23 protein-coding genes are annotated in these 21,918 nt (G+C 33.6%); 11 read left to right on the plus strand and 12 right to left on the minus strand.

The window, feature by feature from the left end:
- Positions 1-70: 70 nt before the first annotated feature.
- From EG348_RS00785 to EG348_RS00810, 6 genes are all read left to right on the plus strand, one after another.
- Positions 71-1,411 carry a cytochrome P450 gene (locus tag EG348_RS00785; protein WP_164463234.1) on the plus strand — a complete coding sequence of 447 codons (1,341 nt, stop codon included), beginning with the start codon at positions 71-73 and terminating at the stop codon, positions 1,409-1,411.
- 212 nt (positions 1,412-1,623) lie between these two features.
- Positions 1,624-1,953: a PadR family transcriptional regulator gene (locus EG348_RS00790; RefSeq protein ID WP_066756355.1), complete on the plus strand. Its 330-nt coding sequence runs from the start codon at positions 1,624-1,626 to the stop codon at positions 1,951-1,953.
- A gap of 10 nt (positions 1,954-1,963) precedes the next feature.
- Positions 1,964-3,682 (plus strand): PspC domain-containing protein, encoded by a 1,719-nt coding sequence (locus EG348_RS00795; protein ID WP_123979774.1) that lies wholly within the window; start codon positions 1,964-1,966, stop codon positions 3,680-3,682.
- A gap of 300 nt (positions 3,683-3,982) precedes the next feature.
- Positions 3,983-4,576: a 1-acyl-sn-glycerol-3-phosphate acyltransferase gene (locus tag EG348_RS00800; protein WP_123979776.1), complete on the plus strand. Its 594-nt coding sequence runs from the start codon at positions 3,983-3,985 to the stop codon at positions 4,574-4,576.
- A 66-nt stretch (positions 4,577-4,642) separates the two neighbouring features.
- Complete coding sequence (locus tag EG348_RS00805) at positions 4,643-5,071, plus strand: PaaI family thioesterase (protein WP_123979778.1); 429 nt, start codon at positions 4,643-4,645, stop codon at positions 5,069-5,071.
- A gap of 195 nt (positions 5,072-5,266) precedes the next feature.
- Positions 5,267-6,235: a chorismate-binding protein gene (locus EG348_RS00810; protein WP_123979780.1), complete on the plus strand. Its 969-nt coding sequence runs from the start codon at positions 5,267-5,269 to the stop codon at positions 6,233-6,235.
- Positions 6,236-6,423: 188 nt separating this feature from the next.
- On the opposite strand, the gene EG348_RS00815 is transcribed toward EG348_RS00810, so the two are convergent.
- The 12 genes from EG348_RS00815 to EG348_RS00870 all read right to left on the minus strand — a co-directional run bounded on the left by EG348_RS00815 (position 6,424) and on the right by EG348_RS00870 (position 17,201).
- Positions 6,424-6,618, minus strand: coding sequence for a hypothetical protein (locus EG348_RS00815; protein WP_123979782.1), 195 nt, complete (start codon positions 6,616-6,618; stop codon positions 6,424-6,426).
- Positions 6,619-6,623: 5 nt separating this feature from the next.
- Positions 6,624-7,226, minus strand: a complete 603-nt coding sequence (locus tag EG348_RS00820) for a MarC family protein (protein WP_123979784.1) — start codon at positions 7,224-7,226, stop codon at positions 6,624-6,626.
- Positions 7,227-7,270: 44 nt separating this feature from the next.
- On the minus strand, positions 7,271-9,007 hold the full coding sequence (locus tag EG348_RS00825; RefSeq protein WP_123979786.1) for a BatD family protein: 1,737 nt from the start codon (positions 9,005-9,007) through the stop codon (positions 7,271-7,273).
- Positions 9,007-9,750 (minus strand): tetratricopeptide repeat protein, encoded by a 744-nt coding sequence (locus EG348_RS00830; protein ID WP_123979788.1) that lies wholly within the window; start codon positions 9,748-9,750, stop codon positions 9,007-9,009. The genes EG348_RS00825 and EG348_RS00830 overlap by 1 nt, the downstream gene beginning before the upstream one ends.
- Positions 9,751-9,849: 99 nt before the next feature.
- On the minus strand, positions 9,850-10,857 hold the full coding sequence (locus tag EG348_RS00835; RefSeq protein WP_123979790.1) for a VWA domain-containing protein: 1,008 nt from the start codon (positions 10,855-10,857) through the stop codon (positions 9,850-9,852).
- Complete coding sequence (locus tag EG348_RS00840) at positions 10,857-11,849, minus strand: vWA domain-containing protein (RefSeq protein WP_123979792.1); 993 nt, start codon at positions 11,847-11,849, stop codon at positions 10,857-10,859. The genes EG348_RS00835 and EG348_RS00840 overlap by 1 nt, the downstream gene beginning before the upstream one ends.
- Complete coding sequence (locus tag EG348_RS00845) at positions 11,842-12,738, minus strand: BatD family protein (RefSeq protein WP_123979794.1); 897 nt, start codon at positions 12,736-12,738, stop codon at positions 11,842-11,844. The genes EG348_RS00840 and EG348_RS00845 overlap by 8 nt, the downstream gene beginning before the upstream one ends.
- Before the next feature lie 78 nt (positions 12,739-12,816).
- On the minus strand, positions 12,817-13,680 hold the full coding sequence (locus tag EG348_RS00850) for a DUF58 domain-containing protein (RefSeq protein ID WP_123979796.1): 864 nt from the start codon (positions 13,678-13,680) through the stop codon (positions 12,817-12,819).
- Between the two features lie 2 nt (positions 13,681-13,682).
- The gene (locus tag EG348_RS00855) at positions 13,683-14,153 is read right to left on the minus strand and encodes a hypothetical protein (protein ID WP_123979798.1); all 471 of its coding nucleotides are present in this window, start codon (positions 14,151-14,153) and stop codon (positions 13,683-13,685) included.
- A 5-nt stretch (positions 14,154-14,158) separates the two neighbouring features.
- A complete protein-coding gene (locus EG348_RS00860; RefSeq protein WP_123979800.1) occupies positions 14,159-14,617 on the minus strand; it encodes a GNAT family N-acetyltransferase in 459 nt (152 codons plus the stop codon).
- Between the two features lie 5 nt (positions 14,618-14,622).
- Positions 14,623-15,627 (minus strand): AAA family ATPase, encoded by a 1,005-nt coding sequence (locus EG348_RS00865; protein ID WP_066756308.1) that lies wholly within the window; start codon positions 15,625-15,627, stop codon positions 14,623-14,625.
- A gap of 281 nt (positions 15,628-15,908) precedes the next feature.
- Positions 15,909-17,201 carry a hypothetical protein gene (locus tag EG348_RS00870; RefSeq protein ID WP_123979802.1) on the minus strand — a complete coding sequence of 431 codons (1,293 nt, stop codon included), beginning with the start codon at positions 17,199-17,201 and terminating at the stop codon, positions 15,909-15,911.
- 259 nt (positions 17,202-17,460) lie between these two features.
- On the opposite strand from EG348_RS00870, the gene EG348_RS00875 reads away from it, so the two are divergent.
- The 5 genes from EG348_RS00875 to EG348_RS00895 all read left to right on the plus strand — a co-directional run bounded on the left by EG348_RS00875 (position 17,461) and on the right by EG348_RS00895 (position 21,907).
- On the plus strand, positions 17,461-18,777 hold the full coding sequence (locus EG348_RS00875; protein ID WP_164463235.1) for a peptide-N-glycosidase F-related protein: 1,317 nt from the start codon (positions 17,461-17,463) through the stop codon (positions 18,775-18,777).
- A 371-nt stretch (positions 18,778-19,148) separates the two neighbouring features.
- A complete protein-coding gene (locus tag EG348_RS00880) occupies positions 19,149-19,622 on the plus strand; it encodes a DinB family protein (protein WP_123979806.1) in 474 nt (157 codons plus the stop codon).
- A gap of 114 nt (positions 19,623-19,736) precedes the next feature.
- Complete coding sequence (gene rlmB, locus EG348_RS00885) at positions 19,737-20,489, plus strand: 23S rRNA (guanosine(2251)-2'-O)-methyltransferase RlmB (protein ID WP_123979808.1); 753 nt, start codon at positions 19,737-19,739, stop codon at positions 20,487-20,489.
- 27 nt (positions 20,490-20,516) lie between these two features.
- Positions 20,517-21,566: a DUF6263 family protein gene (locus EG348_RS00890; protein WP_123979810.1), complete on the plus strand. Its 1,050-nt coding sequence runs from the start codon at positions 20,517-20,519 to the stop codon at positions 21,564-21,566.
- A 110-nt stretch (positions 21,567-21,676) separates the two neighbouring features.
- Complete coding sequence (locus tag EG348_RS00895) at positions 21,677-21,907, plus strand: hypothetical protein (protein WP_123979812.1); 231 nt, start codon at positions 21,677-21,679, stop codon at positions 21,905-21,907.
- The last annotated feature ends 11 nt before the right edge of the window (positions 21,908-21,918 follow it).

Genomic DNA, 21,918 nt, shown 5'->3' on the forward strand with positions numbered 1-21,918 from the left:
AAATAAGGGTTTTGATCGTAAAGCTTATTTATCTGAGAGATTAATTGTATTTTTAGTAGAAATATTTAAGATGAATCCAAAATTTAATTATCCGACAGAAATTAAGGGAAACAGAAAGTTATATTCTTTATTAAAAGGACTTAACCATCCATTAGAGGTCATCAGTGGAAACCATCAATCTGTAGGTGATAGTTATTATATCAAAGCAAGTTTTACCGATAAAAACTTCATCTTTTCTCAGGATAAAGAGTTTGTTGAATATATTTTAAAACAGAATCATAAAAATTATCATAAATCTGAGATCCAATCTGTTACTTTGGGGAAATATTTAGGAAAAGGTTTATTAACAAACAACGGAAAAGATTGGTTGAAGCAAAGAAGACTGATCCAGCCGGGTTTCAGTAAGGCAAAAATTGCCAATCTTGTTTCCATTATGGAAGAAGAAATCGATAAATCTCTTGAATCATTCAAAAGCGAATCGGAGGTAGATCTGTACGATTTTTTTCATTCGCTGGCCTTCAATATTGTTGCTAAAACCCTTTTCAGTTCTGATGTTGACGAAAATACGGTGAATGAATTAAGTAAAATCATCACAGAAGTTCAGGAAGTTTCTACCAAAGAAGTTCGTTTACCTTTTTACACGCAAATCTTAAATATTTTCGGTGTTATTGATAAAAACATTGAAAAAAGTAAGAGATCAAAAGCGATCATCCAAAGCATTTTAGATAAAAGAAGAACTTCAAAAGAGGAAAAGAACGATTTGCTAGATATGCTTATTCAAACACGATATGAAGATACGCAACTCCCAATGTCGGACGAACAATTGGTTGATGAAATGCTCATTCTTTTTATTGCCGGACATGAAACGACTGCCAACGCTTTAAGTTTTATCTTTTTTGAAATCAGTCAAAACCCAAAAGCTGAGGAAAAATTAAAAAAGGAAATAGAAAATGAAGAAGAAATGGTTTTTACTTCAGAAAATTTAATGAAGAAATCATTTACAGTCAATATTATCAAAGAAGCGATGCGTCTGCATTCTCCCGCTTGGGCGATTGATCGTGAAGCTTTAGAAGATGACAGTTTTAAAGAATATTCGTGGCCAAAAGGCACTTTGATCATCCTTTATATCAGCGGACTTCACAGAAATCCAAAATATTGGGAACATCCGGATTCATTTATTCCTGAACGTTTTGAGGATGAAAATTCTAAAAATTTCGCCTACTATCCTTTCGGAGCCGGGCCTCGACTTTGCATCGGTGAGCATTTTGCCATGATGGAAATGGCTCTCATCATCCGTAAATTCTACAAAAGATTCACTTTTATATCATATCAGAAAAAATTAGAGAAAAAAGCTCTTGTTACGCTAAGACCCATCAGCTTAAAAGGTAAAATTATCAATAATTTGGCTTAATTTTTCCAAACCATTCAATTCTTAAAATTCATCATTAAAAATAATTAAACTGGTTTTCAATTAGTTATATTATTTATTTATATTTTTCCACTACTTTGTATTGCATATTACCATTTTAATTACATATCTTTGTAATGTAAAATCGGAATAAGTTCAACTAGCTAGGAATTTTATTCTGATTGGATATAACTAATTAACAAAACTTATTAAAGATGAATACCGAAAATACCAAAGCGCAAATGCGAAAAGGAATTCTGGAATTCTGTATTTTAAGTCTCATCAATCTTCGTGAAATGTATGTTTCCGACCTAATAGATGAACTGAAAAAAGGAAAGCTGGATGTAGTAGAAGGAACCCTCTACCCTCTTTTAACAAGACTGAAAAACGGAGAGTTTCTCTCTTACAGATGGGAAGAATCTACAGGAGGGCCACCCAGAAAATATTACCAAATAACAGAAAAAGGCAAATTGTTTTTGGACGAACTTCAAAATACCTGGAAAGAATTAACAGATTCTGTAAACCAAATCACTCAAAAAATTTAAAAACAAAGCTATGAACAAGACACTCTCAATAGGACTCGCAGGTTTCTCTTTTACAATAGAAGAACACGCATATATAAAGCTTAGCGATTATCTTAATGCACTGAGAAGCTCTTTGGATGCTTCAGAAGCGGACGAGGTAATGCATGACATAGAAATAAGAATGGTTGAAATTTTCAGAGATTCTTTAGGAAAACGTGAAGTGGTAAATGATACTGATGTAGAAAGAGTAATCGCTCAGATCGGTACTCCTGAAAAGATTGAAGAGCAGGAAGAAGCTTATTATTCTGAAAAAAACACTAAAAAAACATACACTTCAGGTACGGAATACACAGACAAAAAACAACTGTTCCGTGATCCTGAAAGACAAAAAATAGCAGGTGTTTGCGCAGGTTTAGCTCATTATGTTGGAATGGATATTACGGCGATGAGAGCAATCTGGCTAGGAATTTTCATCCTTGGGATCTTTACAGCAGCAATTTCTTCTTCATTAGTGGTATTACTTTACATCATTCTTTGGATCGTTTTACCAACTGCAGAAACTGCAGCAGATTTCCTGAAAATGAAGGGAAAGCCTATGAACTTCGACAATCTTAAGAATGAATCTAATAAATTAGTACAATTCGCTAATGAATCTACTCAGAGGGTCGGAGAAATCTATATCGAAAGCAAGCCTTACATCAACAATGCCGGAAGCGGTATCTGGAATGTAATAAGATATATTTTAGGAGGAATCTTCGCTTTAATGGCTTTTGGTTGCCTTATCGGTTCATTTGTAGGTTTCGGATTTATGGGAAACAGTGATTTCCCTCCAATCAGTCAAATGAATTACTATTTCGATAACGACGGAATGAAATATGTGATCATGGCAATGATCGTTCTGGGAAGCTTAATTCCTGCAATGATATTCGCATTGTTAAGTATTAAATTAATTTCTCCAAAAACGAAATTAAGAAATACAGGATGGGTTTTAGGAGCATTATTCCTTGGATTGATCGCTATTTCTACTTACTTCGGAATCAGCATGGCTAAGAAAGAAATGTTCTTAAAAGGTCACAAAGAAGATACAGAAGAGGTTTCTATCAATACAACTTCAGACAGTATTTATGTAGACTTTAAACAAATAACGATCCCTCAGAACTTTACAGGCTATGATGATGATCTTTATTCTGACAAAGTATCTGTATATGAAAAAGACTGGATTCATGTAGACGTAACAAGAAAAGCTGACATTAAAACTCCTTATTTAATCATTAAAAAAGAAGCTAAAGGATATAATCTTCCATTGAATGTAAGCGTTCCTGTAGAAATTGTTAACAATAAAGTTATCCTTCCAAACTACATCAAGTTCCCTTATGAACACAGATTCAGAGATTACAATATTGATTATGAATTGGTAGTTCCTCAAAATACAATCGTAATCCCTGTAAAGAAAGACGGAATTAACTTCGACGGAGATTTGAACGGAGACGGAATGAACGACAAAGATCAAGATAATGACGACGAAAATGGAAACATCAGAATCGAAAAAAATAAGATCTCTGTAAACGGTTCTACCATCGAATACAGCTCTGACGATAAAGACAGCGTGATCATTAACGGAAAAAAAGTTCCTGCAAACCAAGCTGACAAAGTAATTGATTCAATGAAAACAAACATCAAAAAGATGAAAGGTGATGTTGACATCAAAGTAAACGACGGAAAAAACGAAATTTCTATCAAAACCAAATAATAAACTGCAGAGAGTGGCTTGAAGGTGTGAATGGAAAGCAACAGTTTGAAATTCACACTCTTCTTCTCTCAAAAACAACAAAAAAATTAAATTTAAACTCTGCATATCAAGAAATTATCTTATCTTCGTAAACAATTAATAACCCAAATCAAAACACTTCATAATGGTACAAGTAGCACTAGAAATAGTAATGAAAATCGTAGATTTAATCAGCGGTTTGTTTTAAGAGCGATAATATTTCAATATATTTGTAAAGTATAACCATTTGGTTGTACTTTTTTTGTTTTTAATTCAAAGTATATGAAAAAACTGATCGGCAAATTAATGTTAAAAATGTTGGGCTGGAAAGTCGTGCTACAAGGCGATGTAAACAGTCTCAACAGATGTATTCTCGTTGTAGCACCACACACCCACAACATGGAATATTTATTAGGAAATCTTGCCTATTGGTCTTTGGACAAACCTATAAAAATAATCATTAAAGATGCCCACACAAAAGCTTGGTACGGAAGCGTAGTAAGAGGTTTGGGAGGGATTGGTATCGACAGAAGCCAGAAAAATGATTTGGTAAAATTTGTTGCAGATCAGTTTGCAAAAGAAGATTTCAGCCTTGTGATTACTCCGGAAGGCACCAGAAGCTGGGTTCCGAAATGGAGAAAAGGTTTCTATCACATGGCTTTGGCCGCAAAAGTTCCTATCGTACTTGCTGCAGGGGATTTTAAAAGAAATATTGTCTACCTTGGTTATACAATTCCTTATGAAAGAATAGCTTCTGCTTCTTTTTCTGAAATTATGGAAGAAATACAGGATTATTACATCAAAAATGATATCGTACCAAAAATTCCGGAAAACTGGAATCCTAATATTATGGGAACTGATGAAGTTAGGAGTTAGGAGTAAAATTACTTATACTTACTCATTGAGTATCATTTATCAATCATCACTTATTATTTATAAAAAATGTCACGAACAAAAGAAGAGATATTACAGTTTTTAAACAGTTGGGGAAACGATGTTACTTTAGCCAAAACTTTAGAGATACAATTCATCGATATCGATCTGGAAAACGAAACTTTAACGGCAACAATGCCTGTTCAGCCAAAAGTTCACCAACCTTTTGGGATACTTCACGGTGGCGCAAGCTGTGTTTTAGCAGAAACTATGGGCTCAAGCCTGTCTAATATCTTTATTGATGGCAGTAAATATTATGGTGTTGGAACTAATATTAATTCCAATCACTTAAAAAGTAAAAAAGACGGTCTGGTGACTGCAGTTGCAAGATTTATCCGAAAAGGAAAAACAATGCACGTCTCTGAAATTGAAATTCGTGATGAAAAAGGTGTGTTGATCAATCATACAACAATGACCAACAATATTCTTTTAAAATAAGATCTATTTAAAATTAAAATACAAGACTCAAAAAAATTGGGTCTTTTTTTATATACAAAACTTTAAATTATCATTAAAAAAGAGCCATTAAATTTTGACATTTTTAAGACTAGTAATACCTTTGCTGAAAGAAAGATCAATTTTGGAATCTCATATATTATTTCCAAATAATGATTTTCGAAAAGCATTCAACTAATGATTTATTTCAAATTTCCTTTCAACGAAAATCTGTACTCAACAGATGAAAATACAGATAAAAATTCAATCAGTTTTCATTCTTTTGATGGTTTAAGCCAAATCAGTTTTGATGGAAATATTATTGAAACCGATCAGGAAAAATTTGATCATAAAATCATAACAAACAGTTCTTTACCCGAGGATAAAAGTAATTTCATCGCTGAAACTAAAGATGAATATTTACAAAAATTAAAAGAAGTCATTCAAGTTATTAATGAAAATGATTTACCAAAATTAGTCCTTTCGAGAAGGAAAATTTTTAATGATTTTAATGAAATTGATTTAAAAGAAAGCTTTAACAATTTATGTAATACATATCCGAACGCTTTTAGGTATATTTTCAATAATGGTAAAGACGCCTGGATGGGTGCTTTCTCCGAGGTTTTAGGAAAATTCAATAAAACGACTCATGAATTTGAAACGATGAGCCTGGCGGGTACTCTACCTATCTCAGAGGAATGGTCTGAGAAAGAAATCGAAGAACAAAAGCCTGTTTCAAGTTATATTCAGAATATTCTTAAAAATTATACCGAAGAAATTGAAATATCAGAAACCCACGATCATATTTCCGGGAATATTAAACATCTGAGAACAGATTTTAAAGCCAAAATACAACCTGAAGATTTGGACAGTCTTATTCATGAATTACACCCTACTCCAGCTGTTTGTGGTATTCCGAAGGATTTTTGTAAAGAAAATATTCAAAAAATTGAAAAATTTCCGCGTGAATTTTATGCGGGCTATATCAAAATAGAAACAGAAGATTCCGTTCAGTTTTTCGTCAATCTTCGTTGTGCAAAATTATATCAAAATGCTGTTCATCTCTTTGTAGGTGGCGGAATTACCGCTCAAAGCAATCCTGAAAAAGAGTGGATCGAAACAGAATTAAAATCTGAAGCGGTTTTGAAGAATTTGGTTATTTCTTAAATTGGATGGTGGCTTCGAGAACCTCAGCCACCAATAGGCGTCCTAACATTATTCAGTCATCAACAGGTATTTCTAACATTATTTAGGTATCAATCATTTTAATGTAAGCCCACAAAAATTCAATTATAGCAAACAAAAAAACTCTTCCATTTACTGAAAGAGTTTATATATTTTAATAATGTTAAAGATTATTTTTTCAATCCGATCTTACTCCATGTATTTAAAACAAAAAGTAAAACGATCCCGATAACGGCCGAAGCAATTGAAAATACAAACTTCAGATTATCCTCAGATAAAACATCCGACTGCCAGTCTAAAGCATAAAGATTAATGGCGATAAACACGATGAATAGTACTAAAAATACTTTATAAAACTTCTGCATGATTCTTAAAAATTAATATAGTTCTGCACCAATTGTGCAAAGTTTGCTGTAAATAATTTAATTGAAATTGCCAAAAGGATGATCCCGAAAACTTTCTGTAAGATAGACAACGTAGCCTCTCCCATTTTCATTTCTAGCCATTTCGCTGATTTCAGCACCAAATATACGAAAATTGTGTTGAGAACGATTCCCAAAATAATATTAATATCATGAAATTCAGCTCTCAGCGATAACGTAGTTGTTAAAGTTCCGGCACCTGCAACCAAAGGAAACGCAATAGGGACGATAGATGCAGCCTTTGCCTCCGTCGTTTTATTGATCTCAATACCAAGAATCATTTCTAATGCTATGATAAAAATCACAAAAGCTCCGGCAATCGCGAAGGAATTTACATCCACTCCGATCAATTTCAGGATCTTATTTCCAACAAACAAAAATATGATCATGATAACTCCGGCAGTAATAGAAGCTCTTCCTGCTTCAATTTGTCCGAATTTCTGTTGTAAGCTTACAACAATGGGAACAGAACCGATAATATCGATCACAGCGAAAAGTACCATAAAACAGGTAACAATCTCTTTTATAGAAAAATCATTAAAAACTTCCATCTTTTTGTAATTAAAAATTTCGCAAAAATATGAAAAAAAATTGATTATTTGCTAATTTGAGAATACAAATTAACAATTGCCTTCAAAAGTTCATCCATTCCTTCAGAAGATTTTACAGGCGCATATTTCTCAATCTGTATCTTCTGCGAAAGAATTCTGTATTCTTCGGCAACTGCAGATCCTTTGTAGCCTTCCAGAAACTTCCTGAAATCTTCTGCTGAGCTTTGGAAATACTGATTTCTAACCTCAGAATCCATCTCATCTACGGTTTGAAAGAACTTCTGATAATCCTCATTATCTTTAAGATTTTCTAAATAACTGAAATAATCGTTAATATCAGCTTTTAAGCTTTGACGTATTTCATTTTCAGTTTCCGCAACAGAACCTAAAGATTTTGAAGGTACAGTTTCTTTAACTAATATACGTTTTTTTTGCCAAGTCTTAAATAGTAAATAAGCTATAAATAATCCTAGTAGAATGGCAGTATTGGTTAAAAGTATACCCCAATTGAATTTATCTTTTTCTTTAACTTTAAATGAAGTCGTCTTTAAAACAGGAGTATTTACCGTCTCTAAGAAGTTATTAGTGTATTCATTTACCTTTTCTACCGTTGTCTTAGCTTCCATGATCTGATCATGGGAAAACGCATTCACTGCTAATGTTTCCTGACCAAGATCTGTATATTCCTTACTTGCAGGATTAAAGAAAGCGAACTGTTCTGTTTTAATAAAAATATCACCCGCTTTTTTAGGAATTACAACATAGTTCGCCAATATCTCACCTTTGATTCCAGTAGTTCCAGGCGCTACATTTGATGTAATTTTAGGTGCAAAAATATCATAATCAGGTGATTCTACGATCTTAGGAAGTTCCATATCAGATAAATTCCCTTCTCCTGAAACCTTTACAACGACATTGATAGGTTTTTTAACCTCAATCTTTTCTTTTGAAGCATTATAAACACTTACATTAAAGTTTCCGACTGCATTTTTGAAGCTTTCCGGCGAGCCTTCAGGAAGCTTTCTCACATTAAGTTTAACCCTATTGGAAGTAATTTTGTTCTTGTTAGAATAAGTGTTAACAGATGCCGAAACAGCTGGTACCTCCACATACCCGGCTTCATTTGGAAATACCATGAACACTGCTAAAACCTGTGATGCCATATTTCCATAGCTTGATGAAGGATCAATTTCAGATTTCGTAAAGCTGATAGGATGTACATTGATATTTTCCTGCTGAGGAAGACGGATATTCTTCACTTTTCTGAAGTTATCCATATTTTTAGAATATACTTTCAGAACGGCAACAGTAGGCTGATCCTGATAAACGTCTCTGTCTTCGATCTCCATGTTCAGATAAACATCATTGGAAGCACTGGCAACAGCTTTCTTTTCAACATCTTTTACCAAGATATCGAAAGGTTCTGTTTTATAAATTTTATTATTAACCGTAACCAGAACGGAACCGATCTTGATCTTACCTTTTTGTTTAGGCTCAAGGGCAAGTTGAGAAACTCGTTGTGTAATTACAGTGTTGGTAGCAGGATCAATGTAAGTATTGTTTACAGATCCGGAACCGATGATATTGAATTTTGACAGATCCGGAAGACGAATTGGCGTTTGCTGATTGTACTCGCTACCATTCATTTCCAGCGTGATGGTAAGGTTTACAACATCTTTTCCTGAGTAATCATTTTTATCAGGATTTACATTAATACTTACCTGTCCGTAAGAAATTACGGATGAAAGAATAAATAATATGTAAATAATTTTCTGTTGCATCACCAATCTTTCTCGTTGCTTTGTGGCATCGAATAAGAATTTTTATTTAAAATTCTTTTGGCGGTTTCTTTCTCTTTATCGCTTACTTTATCTAATATTGCGTTTTCAAGATCTTTTGGCATTTTACCTTCATTATTCTGCTTCTGGTTCGGATCATTTCCCTGTGGACTTTCTCCTTGATTTTGCTGGCCTTTACCCTGATCCTGTTTTTGATCTTTCGTATCGCCTTTTTGATCATCATTTTGTTGGTCTTTGCCACCGCCGCCTTTACCTGACTTATTTTGCTGGTCTTTTTTCTGTTGGTTTTCTTTTTCCTTCAACTTAGCGATTCCATAATTTTTTCTTGTTGCTTCGTTGTAAGGATCCTGTTTTAAGGATTGCTTATAATACTCCGCAGCTTTCTCGGGCTGTTTCATCTGCATATAAGTATTCCCTAAATTATGAAGAGCTGCCGCTTTATCCGGAATTGTCTGAGAAAGTTTTTGTGCTTTTTCAAACTCAGCTTTTGCTTCATCGTATTTTTTATTTTTATACAAAGCATTCCCCAAATTATAATGTGCCGTAAAATCTTTTTCGTTAGATTTTATCGCTTCCATATACTTAGAAGATGCTCCATCATAGTTTTTACCATTAAATTTTTGATTGCCTTCATAGACCAAAGTCCTATAGCTGTCCTGCCCAAATAAGGAACCAGAAAAAGCAAAAGCAATCATAAACGATAAAAAAATGATTTTAGTATTCATTACGTGCAAAATTATCCCTTTAAATGTTAATAAACAGCGTCTTAATTGTTAAAGTTGGGTTAAAGTGGTACCGAAACTTTTTAAAGACGATTGTTGTTATTAAACATTGAAATCTCTTTTAGGGTTAAAAATATAAATTAAAAAGAAGAAAAATATTGAAACAGCTAAAAAATATTGATAATAATGATTAGCATTCTGAGATTTAACAAGTGTTTCTGACAAAGACATTTTTTTACTCAAAGCATCAATGATTCTGTTTGGAGCTTCGTTAATATTATTTCCGTCAATATAACTTCCGCCTGTAGATCCGGCCATCTTTTTGAGAGCTTCGGTTTGTCTTTTAGAAATTACCGTTTCTCCGGCTTGGTCTGTTTTGTAACCCATTAATTGTCCAAAAACATATTCCGGAACGGGCGCTCCTTCATCCGAGCCAATTCCTACGGAAGTGATCATTATCCCTTCTTTATTCGCCAATTTTATCGCTGCATTGTCATTACCTTCATTATCTTCACCATCACTCAATAAAACGATCTTTCTTGAACCCTTACTTACATTTTTAAATTTTTCAACTGCAATCTGCATTCCCTTTAAGAAATCAGTTCCCTGAATCTGCATAGAATTGGTTTCAATCGCATTGACATAAGTTTCGGCCGAGCTATAATCTGTTGTTAAAGGCATAATGGAAACAGATTCTCCGGCAAATATCACAATACCAACTTTGTCGCTTTTCATCTTTTGCATCGTGTTGATCATCAGATTTTTTGCTTCTGTCAAACGACTCGGATTAATATCTTCTGCATTCATAGAGTTGGAAACATCGAGCATAAAGATCACATTATTCATCCTTTGATTGCTTTTTACCTCTTCCGAACCATTTAATAAATCAATGATTGAAAAGATCAAAAACAAGGTTCCCAAAAGATAAAGCGCAGGAAAAATTTTCACAAATCCTGATCTTTTTTCGAACAATTCTTCATGAAATTGACTGTCCGCAAAAACATTTCTTCTTTTATTATTCCATTTCAGAAAACGTATCAATAAAATAGCTAACAGCGGCAAAAGCAACAGCAACAACAAATACCAATAATTACCCAAATACCACTCCATCAGCTTAAAAATTTATAAAATACCCATCTCAGCAAAGCATCGATAATTAACATTCCTAAAGCGATCCAAAGGAAAATCTTAAAATATTCCTGATAATTGTAAAGCTTAGACACTTTTATATCAGATTTTTCCAATTGATTAATTTCGTTATAAACCTCTTCCAAACTACTGTTTGAAGTAGCTCTGAAATATCTTCCGTTCGTCGTTTGCGCCACTTCTCTTAAAAGGTCTTCATCAATTCTCACTTCCGTTTCTGTGAAGACGAGATCCCCGAAAATATCCTGTTGAGTAGGCATTAATGCATATCCGTTCGTTCCAATTCCGATTGAATATACTTTTATGTCGTTGTTTTTAGCTAATTCAGCAGCAACTTGTGCAGGCATCGCATTTTCAATCGTATTGACACCATCTGTCATTAAAATGATGATCTTGCTTTTCGCTTTGCTGTTTCTAAGGTGGTTTACAGCTACAGAAAGACCTTCTCCAATCGCAGTCCCCGGTTGTAGTTCGAGTGGATTAAGATTTTTTAATTCATCAATTACAACCTGATGATCGGACGTTACAGGAACTTTGGTAAATGCTTCACCGGAATAAGTCACCAAACCTAATCGATCATTCGGACGTTTTTCGACAAATTTTATGGCAATATCTTTCAATGCCGTCAAACGATCGGGCGTTAGATCTTTAGCCAACATACTTAACGATACATCGACAGCCAGCATAATATCGATACCTTTTGTATCATCTCTATCCTGAGAAACGGTGAACGTTCGTGGTCTTGCCATCGCAATAATCAACGCAGAAAGAATAAGATATTTGGAAATTTTAAGTAAAAAAAGTACGGCTACAATTCCATTGCTTCCTTCCATATTTTTTACGGTAGGAACTTTTATACCTTTCTTTTTCTGCTTGCTTACATCCCTGATAAAAAGAGGAATAAACAGCACAAAAAGCAGTAAAAACCACGGACTATAAAATTCAAAATTAAACATCCTTTCTCAAGTTTTCGAATTCCAAATCCTTTGATGATCTTTTCACAAATTCTCTGACGTCTGCAAAATCCTTTTCCATAGCGTCTTTATCAGGGAAAGTTTTGGCAAATTTCACCAAGTCTCCTCTTAAAAATACGTCTTCAACCACTTTTTCGTTTTCCTGAGAGATCGTATTGTTCTTTTTCATTAAATCTATTAGATCATCGGTCAACAAAACATCTGCAGGTAAATGATATTGTTTAGTGATGAATTTTCTGGAAATCTCGATCAATTCAACATAAAATGAACGGTAATTTCCTTCTTCAATATATTTTTTCTTTTTAAGAGAATCTAATTCTTTCAAGGTTTGATTGGTTGCAACAGCCGGAGAACTTTTCGATTTTCTGCCCCATTTCATATACATGATAACAGCAATAATCAAAGCAATAACCGCCAAAGCTGCCAAAATATAAAATTTGTAAAGCTCCCAATAATCTTTTGCCTCAAGTTTCACTTCCTTATTATTCATGATATCATTGATCTGATCATCTTTTTGAGCAGTATTCATGACATCAATTTCATAGGGAATTGTTTTTAAAACTTTACCCCCAACTTTAAATTCTAATTCAGGGATAGTGAATTTTCCTTCTTCATAAACGGCAAATTCAATTTTTCTGTAATAAATATCGGGGTTCTGCGCAATACTATCTTTAATTTCTTCAAAATGAAAAGGTAATAATTCGTTTTTGGGAGCTGCTACAACCGCTTCGTTATGAAGATCATTTATCGTCACAACAATATAATTTACCTCTCCCAAAGCAAGTGTTTTCTTCTCAAGACTAGAAGAAAGTATCTGTGAGAAAGCATTCGCACAGACTAAAAAACATAGTATAAATAATAATTTTTTCAACTTTTATAAGTTTTGGCTAAAGCCAATTGATTTTTAAAATTTATTTAAACAAGCTAAAGCCCGTTCCTATTGATTCGATTATTTCTTCTGGAAATAACTATACAATAATTTTGAATAATCCGCACCTGTATTTACATTCATAAAAGTGGCCGAACTGTTGGCAAAATCGTCTTCCAACGCTCTTACTTTTTGTTTCTGAGCTTCTGCGAAAGTATATCTCCATCTTGCACTGGAAGTATTTGCCCAAACCTGTTTTCCTGTTTCAGCATCGTACAACAGCGCGTATCCAACATCAGGAATTTCGTTATCTTTTTCATCATAAATCCTCATTCCAAGCAGATGATGTTTTTTTGAAGCAACGCGAAGCATTTTAGAATCGTATTCATCTTCAAAATCAGAGAATAAAAAAACCAAAGATTTTCTTTTAAAAATTCCCATCATATATTCCATTGCCTTATCAATTTTGGAGACTCCCGGAACATAATCAGCCGTTAAAATATTACTGATAATCGACAAAATATGCTTCCTTCCCTTTTGTGGCGGAATTACTTTATAGACTTTATCCGCAAATAGAATCAAACCAACTTTATCATTATTTCCGGCTGCCGAAAAACCTAAACTAGCTGCAATTTCTGCGACATATTCTCTTTTCAACTGAGTTTTTGTTCCGTAATCCATTGAAGCAGAAATATCCACCAAAATCATCATCGTCAATTCTCTTTCCTCTTCCATTACCTTTACGAATGGTTCGCGGAAACGAGCGGTTTTATTCCAGTCAATTCTACGAATTTCATCGCCAAACTGATACGGCCGAACCTCTGAGAAAGTCATTCCCTGACCTTTAAAAGCACTGTGATATTGTCCCATCAAAGTAGCTTCCGTCTTCCTTCGAGTACGGATTTCTATTTGTTTGACTTTTTTTACAATATCTTTTATTTCCATGTCTACTTAATTAAAACTTCATCATTATTTACGGTAATCAATCTATTATAATCTGAATCATAATTTTCAGTAGTTAAGATAACTTCTTGGTTTAAAATTTTAGAAACTGATTTTAAATAATCTATAATTTGATTATGCTGATCTAAACTTTTAATTTCATTTGGTGTAATATCATTTTCTATTTCTTCTTCGGTGAAAAAGTAACATTTCAAAATAATTTCACCAATCATAATAGTTGCAGTAGCAACAAATTCACTTACATTATCCCAATAATCAAAAATATATTTTGACAAAATCTGATTACTAGACTTCAGGTTTCCAGCTACATCACAATATGTAAATTTAACTTCAAAATTTTCATTTATAAAATCTATCCATTTCAACCAATGGGATCTTGAAATATCTAAAACATAAATATCTCTTAGTGATCCATCTAAGAAATAAACATTATCTTTTAAATACTGCCAATCCATACAACTTAATCCTTAAACTCAATGGAAACATTAAACCATTCATCATCAAACTTAGGACTGTATTTTTTGTAGAAGTTAATAGCTGGTTCGTTCCAATTCAATACTTGGAAAACCATTCCGCTATATTGATTTGATTTTCCGTGTTCTAAGGTTGCTTCAAATAATTTCTTGCCAATTTGTTTTCCTCTCAGTTTTTCCGTCACGACTAAATCTTCCAGATATAATCTTCTCCCTTTCCAAGTCGAATATCTGTCGTAATACAATGAAATTCCGACAATCTGTCCTTCAAATTCGGCTACAAAAGCTCCCCAAACGGGGGATTTACCAAATCCATCTTCAGTAAATTGCTCTAAAGTCAGAGTAACTTCATGCAAAGCCTTTTCATATTCAGCCAATTCTTTGATCAATTCCAACATCGGAGCACAATCTTCCTGAACTGCTTTTCTGATAATAATTTCTTCCATTAAAATTAAGGAGCTTGAATTTTCGCTAAAATTCGGTTGACAATTTCTTCTGTAGAAATCTCTTCTGCCTCTGCTTCGAACGTTAATCCAATTCTGTGTCTCAACACATCTTTTGCCAATTCTTTTACATCTTCAGGAATTACAAAAGCTCTTCCTTTTAAAAATGCATAGGCTCTTGAAGCAATTGCCAGGTTAATAGATGCTCTCGGTGAAGCTCCGAAACTGATATAATTTTTAAGTTCAGAAAGACCATAATTCTCAGGGTAACGGGTTGCAAAAACCATATCCAAAATATATTTTTCGATCTTTTCGTCTAAATAAATCTGATTGATTAATTCTTTAGCATCTACAATGTTTTGCAGAGAAACCACAGGTTTTACGATAGGTTGATGAGAAGTTGAAACCATTCTCATTACCGTTCTTTCATCCTCAAATTTTGGATAATCGATCGTGCATTTCAGCATAAAACGGTCGCTTTGAGCTTCGGGCAAAAGATAAGTTCCTTCCTGATCGATTGGGTTTTGCGTCGCCAATACCAAAAACGGCTTCGGTAGCTTCATCGTTTCATCACCAATCGTCACCTGTTTTTCCTGCATCACCTCCAAAAGAGCAGACTGCACCTTTGCAGGCGCACGGTTGATCTCATCCGCAAGTACGAAATTTGCAAAAACAGGACCTCTTTTTATAGAAAAATCATTCTCTTTAATATTATAAATCATCGTTCCTACAACATCTGCAGGCAATAGATCCGGTGTAAACTGAATCCTTGAAAATTCACCATGAACAGCATCAGCCAACGTTTTAATAGCTAATGTTTTTGCCAATCCGGGAACCCCTTCCAAAAGAACGTGTCCACCTCCCAACAGACCTACTAAAAGGCGGTCTATCATATATTCCTGGCCAATGATAACTTTGTTGATTTCCTGTCTCAGAAGTGAAAACAAGTAATTTTGTTCCTTTATCTTTTCCGTCAACTGACGAATGTCTTCTGCTTGATATGTATCTGACATAGTTTTAATTAAAATAAGTTGTAAATTTCTAATAAATACTTGCATTAATCAACACAATAAATGCCATTTTTGAGTTAAAGTTTGTTAAATATTCTGAGGATTTATGAGATGTTCAGCTAATCAACTGAGTTTTAATTTATATAATCCATTTGAGAACTAAGATTATCTATATTACAGAACATTATAATTTAACAGAAAAAAGCACCATGAAATTCTTAGTTATAAAAATTTCATGGTGTCATTTTTTTATTTAATTATAAAATTTAAGCTATAAATATCTATTAAAGTTTAGTTATGGTAATAGTAAATACATCTTCCGGAACATCAACTGTTTCTTCGTAAGATCCTACATTTATATAATATTCTGTTCCTGCCGTTGTTGGAATAGTAATAGTTTCCGCAGTAGCAGCACCGCCATTATCCATCGTTCCTACACATCCCAGATTGCTGCAGGTACCACTGTAAACATCTACTTGAGGATCAAAAGTACTTCCGGTAGGCATAGTTACTTTAATCGTGTATTGACCGCCATCTCCTATGAATTTAAACCAAGTCCCATCATTCGTCGCATCAGGGCAAACTGTTATATTTCCTGCATTGTTAGTTGCAGAAACAGCATCACTTTGCGTATATGAATAAGGGAAAGCAAAAGCTAACAAAGCTCCTGAACAAGCATCGTTCACAGGCACGGGAGGAATGGTTTTAAAAACAATTTCTGTACAACCTGAAGATTCTACTCCGGCAGAAACTGCACTAACCTTCAAGTAGTAATTCGTATTAGGATTAAGTGGAGTTGATGGAGTAAAATCAGTACCTGTTACCACCTGATTAATTACGTTTGAAGTTCCCGAGCTTGTACCTACTGAAATTTTATAAGAATCTGCTCCGGAAACAGGAAACCATTTAATATTGGGAGATAAAGCAACTAATTGAGCATTATTCGTCGGATATAAAACAAACGGACATGCAGGAGTAGATCTAGGCGTTAATCCTGAAATCGTTACTGCTGATTTGTAATCTGCTCTTATTCCACCCGGAGGAGACGCAGGATCAATAACCGCGCCATCACCTTTATAATAAAGAGTAGAATATGGTAGATGTGGATACACTTTAAATGCTTCATCAAAATTATTAATATCGATACTCGGAGCATTTTCTTTTGCTGCAATTACTAAATTATCAGTATTATTATAAGCGAACGGTGTCGTAAAAGTAACTTCAACTTTATTATTATTTTTAGTCACAGTCCCCGCAAATACTTGAGTCAATTGCGTAGAAGGAATCCAATCTGTACCGGATATGAAAGCTGTTTTTGTTGTATGCCCTAAATAAATAGTCCAATTTGAAGAATCAGAAATAGTTGAAGATGGATCTACGTAAAATATAAGCCCTGTAATATTTCCTGCTGCATTAGCATTTACTTCCTGCTTAGGATATATCTGCTGAACATAAGAATAGGAAAAAAAACTACTTATCGGAGCAGTTCCCACACTTGTACTTGCAATGTTTATATCTATCTGGGCATTAAACATCAACGATATCAATAATAAAGATAAAAGTAAAATTCTTTTCATAATTAATAAATTCAATATGGAATATGGTGCTAATTTAGTACTAAAGTTTTAATTTTTATAATAAATATGATTATTTAATCACATATACTAATACAAATAATATTTTAAACAAAAATCAATTTCATTACTTTAAATATTTATACAATTATCAACAAATCATTATTTGCTTTGAAAAATCAACCAATAAACATCAAATTTAAACACATATTTTAATACATTTGTAACAAATACCAATTACATGTATAAAAAGCTATTTTTTTTGAGTCTCTTCTTCGCAGGACTTCTTCAATCACAAACCACAACGATGGTAAACGTGATTTCACAAGCAGTTTATTATGATGGCTATGCAGCAACGGTATCCAATCCGGTTCCTTCTGGTCTGATCAGACTTGGAAATACAAGATATGCAAGAAAACTTACAGATGCAGAACTGAATTCTTTTAAAGCAAAAATTGCCATGAGAGTGTCTATCGGTGCGTTATGCGACAATTATGACCGTCTGGGAGAAGTTTTCTTGGCGTTAGTTCCTAAAAATCAATCTACATACACTATAGACGATGTAAATGTAAAAAGAATGGAAGTTGGAAGATATATCACTCCTTTCATGAACAAAAACCGTACGCCCACGGAAGTGCCTTATACTTATGATTTGAGTAATTTATACAGTGTCTTTCACGATTCTGCGCTTCGCAACACTTACGATATGTATATGGAACTGGATGTTTTTGGCGTTCCTTATGCAGCACAGACACAGGTTACGGGATGCTCAGGCAGAATTGATGTTTTTTCAGGATCACTTACCTTTTTCTCAACAGATGTTGGAGCAACACCTACAAACTATAACAGTCTTACTCCACTATTGAGCTACACTAGAATCAATAATTACAACAGTACTGATGTTCCTGGTGAAACTGTTAGGATTGTAAATTTCAATCTACCCAATCCTGTTACTAACGCACGTTTCTTTGTAATATCTACTCCCCATGGCGCAAACAGTGGTGGTGAAGAATATGTAAGAAGACAAAATTACACCTATGTAGATGATGTACAAGTTCTTACATACACTCCCGGAGGGATTTCTTGCGAACCGTTCAGAGTATACAATACACAAGGTAACGGAATATACGGAACAACTCCGAAAACTTTTGCAGACTGGACTTCATGGAATAACTGGTGTCCCGGAAACTCTGTGCCCATCAGAGGATTTGTATTACCTACTATGACCGCCGGAAATCATACCCTGAAACATACCATACCAACCGCTGTTTTTAATCAGCAACAAGGAGACGTATATTTGTCTGTTTACATGCAAGGCAACAGCAATACAACGTTAAATGTGAATGACATTAAAACAACAGATGTAAGCATATACCCCAATCCTACTTCTGATTTTGTCAATATAAAGTCTCCGATAGATGTAATGTCTCTAAGTTTATTCAGTATAGATGGGAGAAAATTATTTGAAAATTATAAAGAAAACAAGATAGATATTTCTTCATACAACACAGGAATTTATATTCTGAATGTTGTATTAAAAGACGGAACGACTTTCAAACATAAGATTATCAAAAAATAAAAAAGTACAAACATGCTGTTAAAAACAATAAAAAAACCTCCTTTCGAACATTTTCGTAGGAGGTTTTTACTATTCTAAATCTTGAACATCTTTTAAATTTAACATTACAAAATCAGCTCTAACCCTATCTTCCTATTTGAAATGATCCCAAGCTTTGAAATCATAATAAAATAGTAAAAAAAAGAAATACACTTCTCAAAATCAATTATTTTAATAAAGACTTTCCTTTAAATAAACGAAAAACGAATGTCTTTTTTAACATTTATTACTTTTTTAAATAGTATTTTAAATAATTTTAACCTTAATCTCACATTTAAAAATTGTCACTTCCAGTTTATTAAACTATTTTTGGTGATTAAAAAATTTGTAAAATGAATTATCATTTTCAAGCCCACAGACAGGTGAGAAGAAACCTTCTGGACATCCTGCAAAATACATCTCATGAAGATCTTTTGCTGATTCCGGATGGATTTAACAATAACATTTATTGGAATATTGCACATACCGTTGCTACAGAGCAGCTTTTGCACTATTACCTAAGCGGAAACCCTTTCAGAATTGATAAATATTGGATCGAAACATATAAGAAAGGAACCCTTCCGAACTTAAATGTACAAAAATCTGAAGTGGAAGATCTTGAGTTTTTATTAACCGAAACTTCAAAGATCTTAATGAAAGATTATGACAGCGATTTCTTTTCAGATTACACGCCCTACACCACAAGTTTTGGGATGGATCTGAAAAGCATACAGGATGCCATCATCTTCAACAATATGCATGAAAGCCTGCATTATGGTTATGCAATGGCACAGAAAAGAGCAATTTTAGGCGAAAAAGGAAGATAGTTAAAAGTGAATTTTGCAATGTAAGCCAATCATGAAATGTGAATTTTAAAGCACAAAAAATTGGCTCACTAAAGTAAAATTAATATTTAACAATTCACTATTTAAATTATTAAAATGACAGATAAAAAAGACGATTTTATTTTCGGGCTTCGTCCCGTAATTGAAGCTATTGAAGCAGGGAAAACTATTGACAAGATCTTTGTACAAAATGCATTGCAAGGTGATATTTATGCAGAACTGAAAACAATTTTAGCTAAAAATAAATTACGTCCTAACTACGTTCCGGTTGAAAAACTGAACCGTTTCACAAGAAAAAATCACCAAGGTGTTGTAGCTTTTATTTCGGATGTTCCGTTTCATAGAGTGGAAGATGTTGTTCCTCAACTATTTGAAGAAGGAAAAACTCCGTTTTTATTGATATTGGATAGATTAACTGATGTTAGAAATTTCGGAGCCATCTGCAGAACTGCAGAATGTGTAGGAATTGACGCTATTATTATTCCTGAAAAAGGAGGCGCACCCATCAACTCTGACGCTATAAAAACCTCTGCTGGAGCCCTTTACAACATTAAAATCTGTAAAGAACCAAATTTGGCTCACGTTGTAGATTATCTTCAACAAAGCGGAATTTCTGTATTTGCAGCCACCGAAAAAGCTCAAAAACTGATCTATGATGTAAGTTTCACAGAACCTTGCGCTATCGTAATGGGTAATGAGGAAACCGGAATTTCTAAAGAAGTTCTGCATCATTCAGACGAAAAAATAAAATTACCAATTGAAGGAAAAACACAATCTCTAAACGTTTCTGTTGCTTGCGGAGCTATTTTATATGAAGCAACAAGACAGAAATTAATGAAAGTAAATTAATCGATAACACATTCAAAATCAATTCAAATGAAGAACATTGCAGCGCTTGCGCTTATATCATCTATAGCTTTAGTTTCTTGTAAAAAAGAAACAACGACCGTAACAAAAGTAGATCCGAAAACAGGAAAAACAATCACTGTAGAAGTTCCTGCTGATTCTGTAGCTAAAGTTTCAGAAAATCCTGCAATTAAAGACTCTGCAGGTGTTTATACTCAAACTTTTAAGCTTGAAAAAGGAAAAACATATCCTCTTACAACGTACCAGAGAGATGTAAAAACAATGACAGATCCTCAAGGAAAATCTCTTAACGGAACAAGCGAATCTACTGACGAAATGACTTTCACCGTTAATGATATCAAGGGAAACGTTTATGATTTAACGCTTAACCTTATCGGAAAAAGAAATTCTCAGACAGCTGACGGAAAAACAATCGTAGTTGATACAAAACTTCCGATTCCAAAAGAAGATGATCTAAAAATGATCTGGAATATCAACAAAGCTCTTACAAGCAATAAACTGAACATGAAAATGGATACGAAAGGAAATGTACTTTCGATTACAGGTTTCGATGCGGTTTACATTAAAGTTTCTAATGCTGTAGGAACTCTTATTAAAGATAAAAACCAAAAAGAAAGCGTTGTTGCAAGTCTTAAACAAAGCTTTAACGAAAAAGTATTAAAAGATCAGTTCAACAAAAACCTAACAATTATTCCTAAAAAAGGAGCTAAAATTGGTGAAAAATGGACTAATTCTGAAAATGCAGATGCAAGTGGAGCTGTTAAAGTAACTTCAAACTATGTATTGAAAAGTGTAGGAAACGGTATTGCAGAGATTTCTGTAACAGGCGGAATTCCTAAGAAAACTGAGAAAAAAACTCAAGACAAGATCACACACAGTTTAAGCAGCGAGCTCGTACAAGACGGAATCATTAAATTTGATCAAAGTACAGGATGGATCACCAACCAGAAAATTAATGTAGAAACAACTCAGATTGAAACAATTTCAGACGGAAAACAGTCTCAGTCTATGAAAAGTGTTTCTAAATCTTCTGTAATGGTAAATCCTTCTGCAAAATAAAATGAAGTAAGTTTTAGGATAGAGCGCTGGAGAATTTGAGTTTTTTTTATAATTAAAATAAACCTCAACAAACTTTTAGCTTTAAACTTAGAATCTTAAATAAAAATATTATGAAGTTTATTCTTGAGTTAGTACTCACCGCTATTATTATTTTCTTTGTCTGGAATATTTTGAAAAGATTATTTTTTAAAACATTCTACAGTTATTTGTTTAAAAACATCAAACAAAATAATAATCAGCAGGATATAAAAAGTTCGAACAAGGATACAAGCCCAAAGATCCACTGGGATGCAGAAACTGTGGACTATGAAGAGGTAAAAGAAAATAAAGATAAAAGGTAAAATTTACCCCA

The sequence above is a fragment of the Chryseobacterium sp. G0201 genome (genome assembly GCF_003815655.1).
Taxonomy (GTDB): domain Bacteria; phylum Bacteroidota; class Bacteroidia; order Flavobacteriales; family Weeksellaceae; genus Chryseobacterium.

What these genes read in the sequence shown, in the direction of transcription:
- EG348_RS00850 (WP_123979796.1), bottom strand. Translation starts at nt 13,680, where the DNA reads ATGGAAATAAAAGATATTGTAAAAAAAGTCAAACAAATAGAAATCCGT.
- EG348_RS00805 (WP_123979778.1), top strand. Translation starts at nt 4,643, where the DNA reads ATGTCACGAACAAAAGAAGAGATATTACAGTTTTTAAACAGTTGGGGA.
- EG348_RS00895 (WP_123979812.1), top strand. Translation starts at nt 21,677, where the DNA reads ATGAAGTTTATTCTTGAGTTAGTACTCACCGCTATTATTATTTTCTTT.
- EG348_RS00830 (WP_123979788.1), bottom strand. Translation starts at nt 9,750, where the DNA reads ATGAATACTAAAATCATTTTTTTATCGTTTATGATTGCTTTTGCTTTT.
- EG348_RS00865 (WP_066756308.1), bottom strand. Translation starts at nt 15,627, where the DNA reads ATGTCAGATACATATCAAGCAGAAGACATTCGTCAGTTGACGGAAAAG.
- EG348_RS00890 (WP_123979810.1), top strand. Translation starts at nt 20,517, where the DNA reads ATGAAGAACATTGCAGCGCTTGCGCTTATATCATCTATAGCTTTAGTT.
- rlmB (WP_123979808.1), top strand. Translation starts at nt 19,737, where the DNA reads ATGACAGATAAAAAAGACGATTTTATTTTCGGGCTTCGTCCCGTAATT.
- EG348_RS00835 (WP_123979790.1), bottom strand. Translation starts at nt 10,857, where the DNA reads ATGGAGTGGTATTTGGGTAATTATTGGTATTTGTTGTTGCTGTTGCTT.
- EG348_RS00820 (WP_123979784.1), bottom strand. Translation starts at nt 7,226, where the DNA reads ATGGAAGTTTTTAATGATTTTTCTATAAAAGAGATTGTTACCTGTTTT.
- EG348_RS00860 (WP_123979800.1), bottom strand. Translation starts at nt 14,617, where the DNA reads ATGGAAGAAATTATTATCAGAAAAGCAGTTCAGGAAGATTGTGCTCCG.
- EG348_RS00825 (WP_123979786.1), bottom strand. Translation starts at nt 9,007, where the DNA reads ATGCAACAGAAAATTATTTACATATTATTTATTCTTTCATCCGTAATT.
- EG348_RS00810 (WP_123979780.1), top strand. Translation starts at nt 5,267, where the DNA reads ATGATTTATTTCAAATTTCCTTTCAACGAAAATCTGTACTCAACAGAT.
- EG348_RS00785 (WP_164463234.1), top strand. Translation starts at nt 71, where the DNA reads ATGAATCCAAAATTTAATTATCCGACAGAAATTAAGGGAAACAGAAAG.
- EG348_RS00790 (WP_066756355.1), top strand. Translation starts at nt 1,624, where the DNA reads ATGAATACCGAAAATACCAAAGCGCAAATGCGAAAAGGAATTCTGGAA.
- EG348_RS00880 (WP_123979806.1), top strand. Translation starts at nt 19,149, where the DNA reads ATGAATTATCATTTTCAAGCCCACAGACAGGTGAGAAGAAACCTTCTG.
- EG348_RS00795 (WP_123979774.1), top strand. Translation starts at nt 1,964, where the DNA reads ATGAACAAGACACTCTCAATAGGACTCGCAGGTTTCTCTTTTACAATA.
- EG348_RS00870 (WP_123979802.1), bottom strand. Translation starts at nt 17,201, where the DNA reads ATGAAAAGAATTTTACTTTTATCTTTATTATTGATATCGTTGATGTTT.
- EG348_RS00815 (WP_123979782.1), bottom strand. Translation starts at nt 6,618, where the DNA reads ATGCAGAAGTTTTATAAAGTATTTTTAGTACTATTCATCGTGTTTATC.
- EG348_RS00855 (WP_123979798.1), bottom strand. Translation starts at nt 14,153, where the DNA reads ATGGATTGGCAGTATTTAAAAGATAATGTTTATTTCTTAGATGGATCA.
- EG348_RS00840 (WP_123979792.1), bottom strand. Translation starts at nt 11,849, where the DNA reads ATGTTTAATTTTGAATTTTATAGTCCGTGGTTTTTACTGCTTTTTGTG.
- EG348_RS00800 (WP_123979776.1), top strand. Translation starts at nt 3,983, where the DNA reads ATGAAAAAACTGATCGGCAAATTAATGTTAAAAATGTTGGGCTGGAAA.